12 protein-coding genes and 1 rRNA gene are annotated in these 13061 nt (G+C 50.5%); 8 read left to right on the forward strand and 5 right to left on the reverse strand.

What is annotated here, in order from left to right:
* Nucleotides 1-22: 22 nt before the first annotated feature.
* Nucleotides 23-1351: an ATP-dependent RNA helicase SrmB gene (gene srmB / locus OGY01_RS01545; protein WP_136345496.1), complete on the forward strand. Its 1329-nt coding sequence runs from the start codon at nucleotides 23-25 to the stop codon at nucleotides 1349-1351.
* Nucleotides 1352-1368: 17 nt separating this feature from the next.
* On the opposite strand, the gene OGY01_RS01550 is transcribed toward srmB, so the two are convergent.
* Nucleotides 1369-2265: a LysR family transcriptional regulator gene (locus OGY01_RS01550; protein WP_136345497.1), complete on the reverse strand. Its 897-nt coding sequence runs from the start codon at nucleotides 2263-2265 to the stop codon at nucleotides 1369-1371.
* A gap of 102 nt (nucleotides 2266-2367) precedes the next feature.
* Here OGY01_RS01550 and eamB point away from each other — a divergent pair, with 102 nt between their 5' ends.
* Nucleotides 2368-2955: a cysteine/O-acetylserine transporter gene (gene eamB / locus OGY01_RS01555; protein ID WP_048220788.1), complete on the forward strand. Its 588-nt coding sequence runs from the start codon at nucleotides 2368-2370 to the stop codon at nucleotides 2953-2955.
* Between the two features lie 80 nt (nucleotides 2956-3035).
* Here eamB and grcA read toward each other — a convergent pair whose 3' ends face one another.
* Entirely contained in the window at nucleotides 3036-3419 is a 384-nt protein-coding gene (gene grcA, locus OGY01_RS01560) for an autonomous glycyl radical cofactor GrcA (RefSeq protein WP_003037563.1), read from the reverse strand.
* A 319-nt stretch (nucleotides 3420-3738) separates the two neighbouring features.
* Between grcA and ung the strand changes: the two genes are divergently transcribed.
* Nucleotides 3739-4428: a uracil-DNA glycosylase gene (ung, locus tag OGY01_RS01565; protein ID WP_045446313.1), complete on the forward strand. Its 690-nt coding sequence runs from the start codon at nucleotides 3739-3741 to the stop codon at nucleotides 4426-4428.
* 33 nt (nucleotides 4429-4461) lie between these two features.
* Here the strand turns inward: ung and OGY01_RS01570 are convergent, their stop codons facing one another.
* The gene (locus tag OGY01_RS01570; RefSeq protein ID WP_045446316.1) at nucleotides 4462-5511 is read right to left on the reverse strand and encodes a tRNA/rRNA methyltransferase; all 1050 of its coding nucleotides are present in this window, start codon (nucleotides 5509-5511) and stop codon (nucleotides 4462-4464) included.
* A 207-nt stretch (nucleotides 5512-5718) separates the two neighbouring features.
* Here OGY01_RS01570 and trxC point away from each other — a divergent pair, with 207 nt between their 5' ends.
* From trxC to OGY01_RS01600, 5 genes are all read left to right on the forward strand, one after another.
* Complete coding sequence (gene trxC / locus OGY01_RS01575) at nucleotides 5719-6138, forward strand: thioredoxin TrxC (protein ID WP_045446319.1); 420 nt, start codon at nucleotides 5719-5721, stop codon at nucleotides 6136-6138.
* 69 nt (nucleotides 6139-6207) lie between these two features.
* Complete coding sequence (gene tapT, locus OGY01_RS01580; RefSeq protein WP_048220786.1) at nucleotides 6208-6906, forward strand: tRNA-uridine aminocarboxypropyltransferase; 699 nt, start codon at nucleotides 6208-6210, stop codon at nucleotides 6904-6906.
* Nucleotides 6907-6942: 36 nt separating this feature from the next.
* Nucleotides 6943-9603 carry a peptidyl-lysine N-acetyltransferase PatZ gene (gene patZ, locus OGY01_RS01585; protein ID WP_284097353.1) on the forward strand — a complete coding sequence of 887 codons (2661 nt, stop codon included), beginning with the start codon at nucleotides 6943-6945 and terminating at the stop codon, nucleotides 9601-9603.
* Nucleotides 9604-9717: 114 nt separating this feature from the next.
* Complete coding sequence (pssA, locus tag OGY01_RS01595; RefSeq protein ID WP_048220784.1) at nucleotides 9718-11073, forward strand: CDP-diacylglycerol--serine O-phosphatidyltransferase; 1356 nt, start codon at nucleotides 9718-9720, stop codon at nucleotides 11071-11073.
* 44 nt (nucleotides 11074-11117) lie between these two features.
* A complete protein-coding gene (locus tag OGY01_RS01600; RefSeq protein WP_045446332.1) occupies nucleotides 11118-11441 on the forward strand; it encodes a YfiM family lipoprotein in 324 nt (107 codons plus the stop codon).
* Here OGY01_RS01600 and OGY01_RS01605 read toward each other — a convergent pair.
* Both OGY01_RS01605 and rrf read right to left on the reverse strand, forming a co-directional pair.
* On the reverse strand, nucleotides 11438-12736 hold the full coding sequence (locus OGY01_RS01605; RefSeq protein ID WP_286492300.1) for an MFS transporter: 1299 nt from the start codon (nucleotides 12734-12736) through the stop codon (nucleotides 11438-11440). The genes OGY01_RS01600 and OGY01_RS01605 overlap by 4 nt on opposite strands.
* Nucleotides 12737-12988: 252 nt before the next feature.
* Nucleotides 12989-13061, reverse strand: a 5S ribosomal RNA gene (rrf, locus tag OGY01_RS23730); the annotation flags it as partial.

The following is a 13061-nucleotide window of genomic DNA, read 5'->3' on the forward strand; positions in this document are numbered from 1 at the left end:
GCGCCCCACACAGAGGTAGAACATGACTGTAACGACTTTTTCCGAACTTGAACTCGATGAAAGCCTGCTGGATGCCCTCCAGGAAAAAGGTTTCACTCGCCCGACCGCCATTCAGGCTGCCGCCATTCCGCCTGCGCTCGATGGACGTGATGTACTCGGTTCTGCGCCGACAGGCACCGGTAAAACGGCGGCATACTTGCTGCCAGCGTTGCAGCACCTGCTCGACTTCCCGCGCAAAAAATCCGGTCCACCGCGCATTTTAATTTTGACGCCGACGCGCGAACTGGCGATGCAGGTTGCCGAACACGCTCGTGAACTGGCCAAAAATACGCATCTGGATATCGCCACTATTACCGGCGGCGTGGCTTACATGAACCACATGGAAGTCTTCAGCGCAAACCAGGACATCGTGGTCGCAACCACAGGCCGCCTGCTGCAATATATTAAAGAAGAGAACTTCGACTGCCATGCAGTCGAAACACTGATCCTCGATGAAGCCGATCGCATGCTGGACATGGGCTTTGCCCAGGACATCGAGCACATCGCCGGTGAAACACGCTGGCGCAAGCAGACCATGCTGTTCTCCGCCACGCTGGAAGGTGATGCGATTAAAGATTTTGCCGAGCGTCTGCTGGAAGATCCGGTTGAGGTCTCAGCGGATCCGTCAACGCGCGAACGCAAGAAGATCCATCAGTGGTACTACCGCGCCGATGACATCGAGCATAAAACAGCTCTGCTGATCCATCTGTTAAAACAGCCTGAAGCGACCCGCTCAATTGTCTTTGTACGCAAACGCGAGCGTGTGCACGAACTGGCAGGCTGGCTGCGCCAGGCGGGGATTAATAACTGCTATCTCGAAGGCGAGATGGTACAGAATAAACGCAACGAAGCGATCAAACGACTGACCGATGGTCGGGTGAACGTACTGGTTGCGACCGACGTGGCCGCACGTGGTATTGATATCCCAGACGTCAGCCACGTGTTTAACTATGACATGCCGCGCAGTGGCGATGCCTATCTGCACCGCATCGGTCGTACCGGTCGTGCTGGCCGTAAAGGTACCGCGATTTCTCTGGTTGAAGCGCATGACCACCTGCTGCTCGGCAAAGCAAGCCGTTATGTAGATGAACCACTGAAGCCGCGAGTTATTGACGAACTGCGTCCAACAACCCGTGCGCCAAGTGAAAAATCTAACGGCAAGCCATCCAAGAAAGTGCTGGCAAAACGCGCCGAGAAGAAGGCGAAGGATAAAGAGAAGCCGCGTGTGAAGAAACGTCACCGCGATGCCAAGAATATCGGCAAGCGTCGTAAGCCGAGCGGATCTGCCTCACAGCAGTCCGACAAAGAATAAACCGAATGCCGGGCCAGTCAGCCCGGCATTTTTTCATGCCTCGCAAAGCTCTCTACAATACAATCCATGAAAACCCGCATAGCCGGGCTGACGACTTTTCCGGCATGATGCGCGCACAATGCGGTAATCAACTCAGAATCTTCACCAAACGGTAACGCTATCAATTCTCCTGAACGCAACTCCTTCTCAACGGTAAATCGCGGTAAAAAGCTAACACCAAGATTAGCAGATACACACTGCTTGATGCTCTCAATACTCCAGAGTTCAATGGTATTTTCCAGTGTAATCTGTCGCTTTCGCAGCAGACTTTCAAAGCGTTGCCTGAAGATACATTGCGGTTCATTAATGATAAAGCTGCAGGGTATGTGCTGGTTATGCTGGGTGAAATTAACGTGCTGAAGAACCGGAGAAGCAACCAGGACAAGAGGTTGTTCGCCTAATGGCAGCATCTCAAGAGCATCGTCATTACCAACCCGATAAAATACTCCCAGATCAACATCATCACTCAGCAAAGCATCACGAATGACATAACAATTGAGTGACTGTAAGAATAAGCGAACATTGGGCGCACGTTGTTTAAACCGTTGTAAAACCTGAGGCATTTTATAAGCCAACAGCGTTTCTCCGGTTGCGACGCGGAGATCGCCGCTCGGTTGTGCATCTTGTTGTGCAGTTTGCCGGATCGATGCCATCACGCGCGTCAAGTCATGTATATGCGGCATCAGCCGTTTCCCTTCACTGGTCAGGCACATCCGGCGACCAATTTTTTCGAACAACTGCACCGAGAGTTCTTGTTCAAGCTGTTGAATATGAAACGTAACGGTTGACTGCGTACAACAAAGTTTTTGCGAAGCCCGAAGAAATGAGCCCTCTTCTACCACCGTTTTTAGCGTAATAAACCGACGTAAATCCATCTTCACCAACCTATCGAAATTATCGAACTTAGAATGCAAAAACATTCATTTTTTTAAATGTTCTGTGTCGGGTACTCTCTGCTAAAACAGAGGAGATAACAAGTGACCCCCACGCTTTTAAGTGCATTCTGGACCTATACACTGATTACTGCGCTAACACCCGGCCCGAACAATATCCTCGCGCTTAGTGCAGCGACATCACATGGCTTTCGTCAGAGTACGCGTGTTCTGGCGGGAATGAGCCTGGGCTTTTTGATAGTCATGTTGCTGTGTGCCGGGATTTCATTCTCGCTTGCAGTCATTGATCCGGCTATCGTCCACTGGCTCAGTTGGACGGGGGCAGCATATATCTTATGGCTGGCCATAAAAATCGCCACCAGCCCGACCTCAAATGATAGCCTTGAGGCAAAACCGATTAGCTTTTGGGCAAGTTTTGGCTTGCAGTTTGTTAATGTCAAAATCATTTTGTACGGCATTACCGCGTTATCCACGTTTGTTTTGCCGCATACAAAAGAGCTGAGTTGGATAATTGGAGTTAGTGTACTACTGGCATTGATAGGAACATTCGGCAATGCCTGCTGGGCGCTGGCTGGTCATTTTTTCCAGCGCATCTTTCGCAGCTATGGGCGGCAATTGAATGTCATTCTGGCATTACTGCTGGTGTACTGCGCTGTGAGGATCTTTTATTAAATGATGTAAAAAAGCGGAAGATGCACTGACATCTTCCGCTTTTTGATTATTGATTTAGCGGGGTTGATTCCCCGTAAGCCTTACAGGCTCTCAGTAAAGGTACGAGCAATAACGTCGCGCTGCTGTTCTGGTGTCAGTGAGTTGAAACGCACTGCATAACCAGAAACACGAATAGTCAGCTGCGGATATTTTTCCGGGTGCTTAACCGCATCTTCCAGCGTTTCGCGACGCAGAACGTTGACGTTCAGGTGCTGACCGCCTTCCACGCGCACTTCTGGTTGCACGTCTACTGGAACTTCACGGTATTCAATTTCACCCAGTTTGCTGACGGCAACGACTTCATCGGCATTGAAACCTGCTTTCGCAACGATGCAGCGTGCTTCACCTTTTTCGCTGTCCAGCAGCCAGAAAGAGTTCAGCAGGTCGTCATTTGCAGCTTTAGTAATCTGGATACCTGTAATCATGTTGATGCCTCCCCGGCAAAATTATTTGATTTCGGTCAGCCGTTTCTCCGGCCAATTGGTAAAACCATTGTTGCTTGAGTGTATATATACCCCTCACACACCCTTGAATCTTTGATTTAAATCAATAAAAACCACACATCAAAAGTGGTGATGGGTGGATTTTATTGTTTTACATCAACTTACGCCAAGTGCTCAGGTAAACTTTTTACATAAATTTTCAACTATCTTTAAGGGGTAGCCCATTGAGAAACGTACAGAATTTTGCGCCTCATAAAGAAGCAGTTAAGCTATAGCGATTGCAAATTCGCAGGAGAGCGAGATGGCCACCGAATTAACCTGGCACGATGTGCTGGCTGAAGAGAAACAACAGCCCTACTTTGTTAATACACTGCATACTGTCGCCGGCGAACGCCAGTCGGGTATGACAATTTACCCACCACAAAAAGATGTGTTTAACGCATTTCGTTTTACCGAGCTGGGCGATGTTAAGGTCGTCATTCTGGGGCAGGATCCTTACCATGGGCCAGGTCAGGCACATGGTCTCGCCTTTTCTGTCCGTCCTGGCATTGCCATTCCGCCATCATTACTGAACATGTATAAAGAGCTGGAAGCCACAATTCCAGGTTTTACACGACCTGCACACGGATATCTGGAAAGCTGGGCACGCCAGGGTGTTCTGTTACTTAACACCGTCCTTACCGTTAGGGCTGGTCAGGCGCATTCACATGCGAGTCTCGGCTGGGAAACCTTTACCGATAAAGTCATTAGCCTGATCAATGAACATCGTGAAGGGGTGGTATTTTTGCTCTGGGGCGCGCACGCGCAGAAGAAAGGGGCAATTATTGATGCGCAGCGTCACCATATCCTGAAAGCGCCGCACCCTTCACCGCTCTCGGCACATCGCGGTTTCTTTGGCTGCAATCACTTTGTACAGGCAAATACGTGGCTGGAACAACGAGGTGAAAAAACAATTGACTGGATGCCGGTACTGCCGGCTGAGAGTGAGTAAAAAAATGCCAGCGATTCGCTGGCATTTTTATTATCAGGCTTTGTTCTGACGCCACCACTCCGCGAGCAGTACGCCTGTCGCGACGGAGACGTTGAGTGTCTCTACATTGCCTGTGCCGTCAATCGCGACGCACAGGTCGTCTGCTGAGCATGCCGCTTCCGGCAGAGCTTCGCGTTCGCGGCCTAATACCAGCACCATTTTTTCCGGCAGCGTTGTGTTAAACAACGGCTTACCTTTGTCGCTGGAGGTCATGACGACGGTATAACCTGCCTGGCGGAAATCATCCAGCACATCGACAATACTGTCACCAGTAATTGGTTGAACGTGCTCTGCCCCACCTTCCGCGGTGCGAATCGCTGCACCAGATTCCAGCAGAGCCGCGTCCTGCACTACCACGCCTTTCACACCGAAGTGCGCACAGCTACGCATCATACCGCCCAGGTTGTGCGGGTTAGCGATATCTTCCAGCGCCAGTACGCAATCCTGCGCGCCCGCCTGACCGACCCATTGCTTAACGGTAGTACCATTACGTTTCTTAATCAGGAAGCAAACGCCGCCATGATGCTCGGTACCAGAAGCTTTCGCCAGTTCGGCCTCGTCAACCACGTGGTAGGCTTTGCGATTTGCCGCCATCCAGCGTAACGCTTCTTTGAATCGTGGTGTCACGCTCTGAATAAACCAGGCACGGACAATTGCATCCGGACGGCTCTGGAACAGAGCCTGACAGGCATTTTCACCGTAAACGCGGGTTTCTTCCGCACGCTGACGACGTAATACTTCAGGATCGATAAAACTCTTGCCGCTAATACCACCGTGATCGGCCTTTTCCGCGACATCATCACTCGGCGCGCGGGATACGGTACGCCATGGTGAATCTTCACGTTTGCGGTCACGGTCACGATCGCGGCTCTGATTATTTCTTTCATCGCGGGCGGGGCGACGGCCACCGTCTGCACGTGACTTTCCTGGACGTCCTCCCCCTTTCCCGGTACGCGGGTTCTGGGTACGTTTTTCAGAATCATCATCACTGCGGACATACATCACTTTGACCTTGCCGCTTTTATTCTTCAATTCATCGTTCATGCTTTTCTCCACCAGCGCTGCGCGAAGCGCGCAGATTACCCGATGTGCACGTCGTTAGCCATTATTTCATTTAAAAGCTTATGACTATTGTACTCATTGAATAAAACGCATTGTTGTTTAAAACAGTCTCTCCGATAATATGTAACATAATAGAAACATACCGGCGTCATTGCCGCGAAGTCCATCCTACTCATCCAGAGGTTAGTTATGAATACCGTTTGTACCAGCTGCCAGGCTATCAACCGCATCCCTGAAGATCGCGTTCAGGATACGGCCAAATGCGGACGCTGTGGTCACGATCTGTTTGATGGTGAGGTGATCAATGCGACCGGAGCTACACTGGATAAGTTATTAAAAGACGATCTTCCGGTGGTAGTCGACTTCTGGGCACCATGGTGTGGCCCATGCCGTAACTTCGCCCCAATTTTTGAAGATGTTGCCGAAGAGCGTAGCGGTAAAGTACGCTTTGTTAAAGTGAATACGGAAGCTGAACGCGAACTCAGCGCACGTTTCGGCATCCGCAGCATCCCGACAATCATGATTTTCAAGAAAGGTGAAGTCGTCGATATGTTAAATGGCGCCGTGCCAAAAGCCCCATTTGATAGCTGGCTTAACGAATCACTATAATCTATCCGGGGCACGTCTTGTGCCCCGTTTTGTCCTCTGCGACAATAACGTTTTTCAACGTGCTTCCCCATGACAGATAACGCCGTTCTTCAGTTACGTGCCGAGCGCCTTGCGCGCGCCACGCGCCCTTTTCTTGCCAGAGGTAATCGCATCCGTCGCTGCCAGCGTTGCCTGCTGCCACTAAAGCTCTGCCTTTGCGAAACGCTCGCGCCCTCTCAGGCAAAAAGTCGCTTTTGTCTGGTGATGTTTGATACCGAACCTATGAAGCCCAGCAATACGGGGCGTTTAATTGCCGATATTTTGCCAGATACCGTTGCCTTTCAGTGGTCACGAACCGAACCGCCGCAGGCATTACTTGAGCTGGCACGAAATCCAGATTATCACCCCATGGTAGTGTTCCCCGCTTCATATGCAGGTGAGGAACGTGAAGTAATTTTCACGCCACCAGCAGATAAACCGCCGTTGTTTATTATGCTCGATGGTACCTGGCCGGAAGCGCGCAAGATGTTCCGTAAAAGTCCGTACCTGGATAACCTGCCGGTGATTTCCGTCGATTTATCGCGCCTTTCCGCCTACCATCTGCGCGAAGCGCATGCTGAGGGGCAGTATTGCACTGCCGAAGTGGCGATAGCCTTACTGGATCTGGCTGGTGACAGGCAAGCAGCAGAAGCATTAGGTGGGCACTTCACACGCTTTAAAACACGCTATCTGGCAGGAAAAACTCAACATCAGGGAAGCGTCACAGCAGATTCAGCAGAAAGCGTTTAAAATCATTCGGTCACTGGTGTCATTAAGGAAGCCGATATGAGTCAACGTGGTCTGGAAGCGCTACTGCGACCGAAATCCATTGCGGTGATTGGGGCATCAATGAAACCCAATCGTGCAGGTTACCTGATGATGCGTAACTTACTGGCTGGGGGTTTCAATGGGCCGGTTTTACCGGTGACACCTGCCTGGAAAGCGGTTTTAGGTGTTCTTGCCTGGCCCGATATCGCCAGCCTGCCTTTTACTCCCGATCTTGCCGTTTTGTGCACCAATGCGAGCCGCAATCTGGCATTGCTTGAAGCGTTAGGTGAAAAAGGCTGTAAAACCTGCATTATTCTCTCGGCGCCCGCAGCACAGCACGCTGAACTGTTAGCTTGCGCATCACGCCATAAAATACGTCTGCTCGGTCCCAACAGTTTGGGACTTCTCGCCCCCTGGCAGGGACTCAACGCCAGTTTTTCACCGGTACCGATTAAGCGCGGTAAGCTTGCATTTATCTCTCAGTCTGCTGCCGTATCCAACACTATTCTCGACTGGGCGCAGCAGCGGGAAATGGGATTTTCCTATTTCATCGCGCTGGGCGACAGCCTGGATATCGACGTTGATGAGCTACTTGATTACCTGGCTCGTGACAGTAAAACCAGCGCAATTTTGCTCTATCTCGAACATTTGAGTGATGCCCGACGCTTTGTCTCTGCGGCACGTAGCGCATCGCGTAATAAACCTATTTTGGTGATTAAAAGCGGTCGAAGTCCGGCAGCCCAGCGTTTACTTCATACCAGTGCGGGAATGGACCCTGCCTGGGATGCCGCCATCCAGCGTGCCGGTCTGTTACGCGTACAGGATACTCACGAGCTTTTTTCTGCGGTAGAAACCCTGAGCCATATGCGCCCGCTACGGGGCGACAGGTTAATGATTATCAGCAACGGTGCCGCTCCCGCTGCTCTGGCATTAGATGAGTTGTGGTCACGAAACGGCAAGCTGGCCACGCTGAGTGAAGAGACCTGTCAGAAATTACGCGATGCCTTACCTCTCCATGTTGATATCGCAAATCCACTGGATCTGCGTGACGACGCCAGCAGCGAACACTACATCAAAACACTGGATATTTTACTCTCCAGCCAGGATTTCGACGCCCTGATGGTGATTCACTCGCCCAGCGCTGCGGCTCCAGGCACCGAGAGCGCACATGCACTGATCGAAGCAGTTAAACACCACCCCAGAGGGAAATTCATTTCCTTGCTGACGAACTGGTGCGGAGAATTTTCATCCCAGGAGGCACGCAGGCTGTTTAGTGAGGCTGGATTACCCACCTATCGCACACCGGAGGGAACCATCACCGCGTTTATGCATATGGTCGAGTATCGGCGTAACCAGAAGCAATTGCGAGAAACACCGGCGTTGCCCGACAGCCTGACCGCCAATACCGCTGAAGCACATAATCTTTTGCAGCGGGCGATCGCTGACGGGGCGACATCTCTCGATACACATGAAGTACAGCCAATTTTGCAAGCCTATGGCTTACACACACTGCCGACCTGGATTGCCAGTGACAGCGCAGAGGCCGTGCACATCGCAGAACAAATCGGCTACCCGGTGGCATTAAAACTGCGTTCCCCTGATATTCCGCATAAATCGGAAGTTCAGGGGGTAATGTTATATCTGCGTACAGCAACAGAGGTGCAGCAGGCCGCTAATGCGATTTTTGATCGGGTGAAAATGGCCTGGCCGCAGGCGCGTATCCACGGTTTATTGGTACAAAGTATGGCCAACCGCGCTGGTGCTCAGGAGCTTCGCGTAGTTGTTGAACACGATCCGGTATTTGGGCCATTGATTATGCTGGGCGAAGGTGGAGTTGAGTGGAGGCCTGAAGAACAAGCCGTGGTGGCATTACCGCCATTGAACATGAATCTGGCACGTTATCTGGTGATTCAGGGGATCAAAAATAAAAAGATCCGCGCCCGCAGCGCACTACGACCATTAGATATCGCCGGTTTAAGTCAGCTTCTGGTCCAGGTATCCAACCTGATCGTCGACTGTCCGGAGATTCAGCGTCTGGATATCCATCCGCTTCTGGCCTCTGCCGGTGAATTTACTGCACTGGACGTCACGCTGGATATTGCCCCTTTCACTGGCGACAACGAAAGCAGACTGGCTGTACGCCCCTACCCCCATCAACTGGAAGAGTGGGTTGAGATGAAAAACGGCGAACGCTGCCTGTTCCGCCCTATTTTGCCGGAGGATGAGCCTCAACTGCAGCAGTTCATTTCACAGGTAACGAAAGAAGATCTTTATTACCGCTACTTCAGTGAGATCAACGAATTTACCCATGAAGATTTAGCCAATATGACACAGATCGACTACGATCGGGAAATGGCCTTTGTCGCCGTACGTTGTCGAGATAACCATGAAGAGATCCTCGGTGTTACGCGAGCTATCTCGGATCCTGATAACGTAGATGCAGAGTTTGCTGTACTGGTTCGATCCGATCTCAAAGGACTGGGACTCGGCCGTCGATTGATGGAAAAGTTAATTACGTATACCCGAGATCACGGACTCAGGCGCCTGAATGGTATTACGATGCCAAACAATCGTGGGATGGTCGCCCTGGCCCGGAAGCTCGGGTTTGATGTTGACGTCCAGCTCGAAGAGGGGATTGTTGGGCTAACGCTTAATCTGGCCCAATTTGAGGAATCGTGAGTAAGGTACTGGAAATGTTGACCACATTAATGGGTACTGGTGGTATCATTGCTCGCTTATGTCGTCTGCATAGCACAGAGGACCCTTCAATGAACAGAGAAGAAATGCACTGTGATGTTGTCAAAATTTAAGCGTAATAAACATCAACAACACCTTGCCCAACTACCTAAGATTTCTCAGTCAGTTGATGATGTAGATTTCTTTTATGCTCCCGCTAATTTCAGGGAGACTCTGCTGGAGAAAATAGCCAGCGCGACGCAACGGATCTGCATCATAGCTCTGTACCTGGAGCAGGATGACGGTGGCAAAGGCATACTCGACGCGCTCTATGCGGCTAAGCGGCAGCGTCCCGAACTGGATATTCGGGTACTTGTTGACTGGCATCGTGCCCAGCGAGGGCGTATTGGCGCAGCGGCCTCCAATACCAACGCTGACTGGTATTGCCGAATGGCGCAAGAAAACCCAGGGATCGATATTCCGGTCTACGGCGTACCGATTAATACTCGTGAAGCGCTTGGCGTCCTGCACTTCAAAGGCTTTATCATCGATGATAGCGTCCTGTATAGCGGAGCAAGCCTGAACGATGTTTACTTGCACCAGCATGATAAATACCGCTATGACCGCTACCAGCTGATTCGCAACGCGCAAATGGCCGATATCATGTTCGACTGGGTAACGCAGAACCTGATGAACGGTCGCGGTGTTAATCGCCTTGATGATATCCATCGTCCTAAAAGCCCGGAAATTAAAAACGACATCCGTCTGTACCGTCAGGAACTGCGTGATGCCTCGTTCCATTTCCAGGGGAATGCTGATAACGAACAGCTTTCTGTTACTCCTCTGGTTGGGCTAGGAAAATCCAGTCTGCTAAATAAGACCATTTTCCACCTCATGCCTTGTGCGGAGCAAAAGCTTACGATCTGCACCCCTTATTTCAACCTGCCTGCTGTGCTGGTTCGCAATATCATCCAGCTACTACGGGAAGGGAAAAAAGTAGAAATCATCGTGGGCGATAAAACCGCCAACGACTTTTTCATACCTGAAAATGAGCCGTTTAAGATCATCGGGGCACTTCCCTACCTTTATGAAATTAACCTGCGCCGCTTCCTGAGCCGTCTACAGTATTACGTTAATACCGATCAGCTAGTCGTTCGCTTATGGAAAGATGATGACAATACCTATCATCTGAAGGGTATGTGGGTTGATGACAAATGGATGTTGCTAACCGGCAACAACCTTAACCCCCGAGCCTGGCGCCTGGATCTGGAAAATGCCATTCTTATCCACGATCCTAAGCAGGAGCTAACCCTTCAGCGCGAAAAAGAGCTTGAGCTCATCCGTACGCATACTACCGTCGTTAAACACTATCGCGACTTACAGAGTATTGCCGACTATCCGGTAAAAGTACGTAAGCTTATCCGTCGACTACGCCGTATTCGAATCGACAGATTAATCAGCCGTATTCTGTAACCAAAACCCCGTCCAGTGACGGGGTTTTTCCTGTGGAGGTAACGGTGCGCCTGTTTATCCTTGCCTGTATCCTGACACTTTCTGGCTGTAGCCATATGGCGAACGATAGCTGGAGTGGACAAGACAAAGCCCAACACTTCATTGCCTCCGCCATGCTGGCTGCAGCCGGAAACGAGTATGCGCAGCACCAGGGAAATAGTAACGACCGCAGCGCTGCTATCGGTTTTATGTTCTCAGTCAGCCTCGGTGCATCAAAAGAACTGTTGGACAGCCGCCCCTCAGGAAGCGGCTGGAGTTGGAAAGATTTTGCCTGGGATATAGCCGGAGCATCCACCGGCTACGCTGTCTGGCAAATGGCCCATCGCTAAAGGCGCAACCCTTTCCCTTTACGGTGTAGCATTAGCGAGACAAAAAAAGCGACCACCGCCATAGCGGTAACGTACCAGAAGAATGTCGTTTCCATCCCGACCGACTTTAGCGACAGCGCAACATATTCCGCAGAACCACCAAACAAAGCATTTGCCACTGCATAAGATAACCCAACCCCTAGAGCACGAACTTGTGCCGGGAACATTTCGGCCTTCAGGATCCCACTGATAGAAGTGTAAAAACTCACAATTAGCAAAGCACACATCACCAGACCAAATGCCATAAACGGAGACGTCACATTCTGTAGCGCCGACAAAATAGGAACGGTGAACAGCGTAGCCAGCACCCCAAAGCACAACATCGAAGTACGTCGACCAATTTTATCTGACAAAGCACCAAATATAGGTTGCACCAGCATAAAGACACACAGCGCTGCCGTCATAATACCGCTGGCTACATTGGCATGCATACCTGCTGTATTTACCAGGTATTTTTGCATATAGGTAGTAAACGTATAAAAGCAAAGTGAGCCAGCGGCGGTAAAGCCAAGCACCATAATAAAAGCTTTACGGTTGCGCCATAATCCTTTCAGGGAGCCCGCTTCTTTCAACGCACGAACATCCTGTTTCGATGTTTCATCCAACTGACGACGTAACCATAATGCGACAATCGCCAGCACTGCCCCCAGCGCAAATGGGATACGCCATCCCCACGCTCTGAGTGCAGAGTCTTCTAACGTTTGCTGCAGTATCACCACAACCAGTAATGCCAGTAATTGTCCGCCTATCAACGTAACGTACTGGAATGAAGCATAAAATCCTTTCTTACCTTCAACTGCCACCTCACTCATGTAGGTTGCGCTAGTTCCATACTCTCCACCAACCGACAGTCCCTGGAATAATCTGGCAAGCAACAGCAGTGCGGGTGCCCATGTACCGATAGTTTCATACCCCGGCAGACAAGCGATCACCAACGACCCCATACACATCATGCACACTGACAACAGCATGGATTTTTTACGCCCATGTTTATCTGCAATCCGGCCAAAAAGCCATCCGCCTATCGGCCGCATCAGGAAGCCCGCAGCAAAAACGCCGGCGGTTTGTAGGAGTTGTGTTGTGGTATTTCCGGATGGAAAAAAGATATGAGCAAAATAAAGAGAACAGAAAGAATAGATATAAAAATCAAACCATTCGACAAGATTCCCTGATGACGCCCCTACAATTGCCCATATACGACGACGGGTATCGCTGTCGGTCAGCGCCCCATTCTCAGTTACACTGCTATCAGCCATTAGAATTGTGCCCCTGCCAAGGATCTGTTGAATCTTACAATGATGTATCGTGTTTTTAGTGAAAAATATGTTACATAATTGTTATACATCATTGCGAGAGTTAGATCACGATTTTAATTAGCAGAGAAAGGAATCAGATTTATATGATGGAGGGTAAGAAGCCTGAGTCTGATAGAACTACGCTTGTCAGACCTGCAGTCCGCAGACGCAAAAAAGCCCATCCGGCAGGATGGGCTTCTTCACTGATTTGATGCCTGGCAGTTCCCTACTCTCGCATGGGGAGACCCCACACTACCATCGGCGCTACGGCGTTTCACTTCTGAGT

Origin of the sequence: Citrobacter sp. Cm038 (assembly GCF_030333105.1) — a bacterium.
Taxonomy (GTDB): domain Bacteria; phylum Pseudomonadota; class Gammaproteobacteria; order Enterobacterales; family Enterobacteriaceae; genus Citrobacter; species Citrobacter murliniae.

Excerpts from the sequence above, each read along its gene's own strand:
- ung (WP_045446313.1), top strand. The coding sequence starts at position 3,739 with ATGGCCACCGAATTAACCTGGCACGATGTGCTGGCTGAAGAGAAACAA.
- OGY01_RS01550 (WP_136345497.1), bottom strand. The coding sequence starts at position 2,265 with ATGGATTTACGTCGGTTTATTACGCTAAAAACGGTGGTAGAAGAGGGC.
- srmB (WP_136345496.1), top strand. The coding sequence starts at position 23 with ATGACTGTAACGACTTTTTCCGAACTTGAACTCGATGAAAGCCTGCTG.
- pssA (WP_048220784.1), top strand. The coding sequence starts at position 9,718 with ATGTTGTCAAAATTTAAGCGTAATAAACATCAACAACACCTTGCCCAA.
- patZ (WP_284097353.1), top strand. The coding sequence starts at position 6,943 with ATGAGTCAACGTGGTCTGGAAGCGCTACTGCGACCGAAATCCATTGCG.
- OGY01_RS01605 (WP_286492300.1), bottom strand. The coding sequence starts at position 12,736 with ATGGCTGATAGCAGTGTAACTGAGAATGGGGCGCTGACCGACAGCGAT.
- grcA (WP_003037563.1), bottom strand. The coding sequence starts at position 3,419 with ATGATTACAGGTATCCAGATTACTAAAGCTGCAAATGACGACCTGCTG.
- tapT (WP_048220786.1), top strand. The coding sequence starts at position 6,208 with ATGACAGATAACGCCGTTCTTCAGTTACGTGCCGAGCGCCTTGCGCGC.
- OGY01_RS01570 (WP_045446316.1), bottom strand. The coding sequence starts at position 5,511 with ATGAACGATGAATTGAAGAATAAAAGCGGCAAGGTCAAAGTGATGTAT.
- trxC (WP_045446319.1), top strand. The coding sequence starts at position 5,719 with ATGAATACCGTTTGTACCAGCTGCCAGGCTATCAACCGCATCCCTGAA.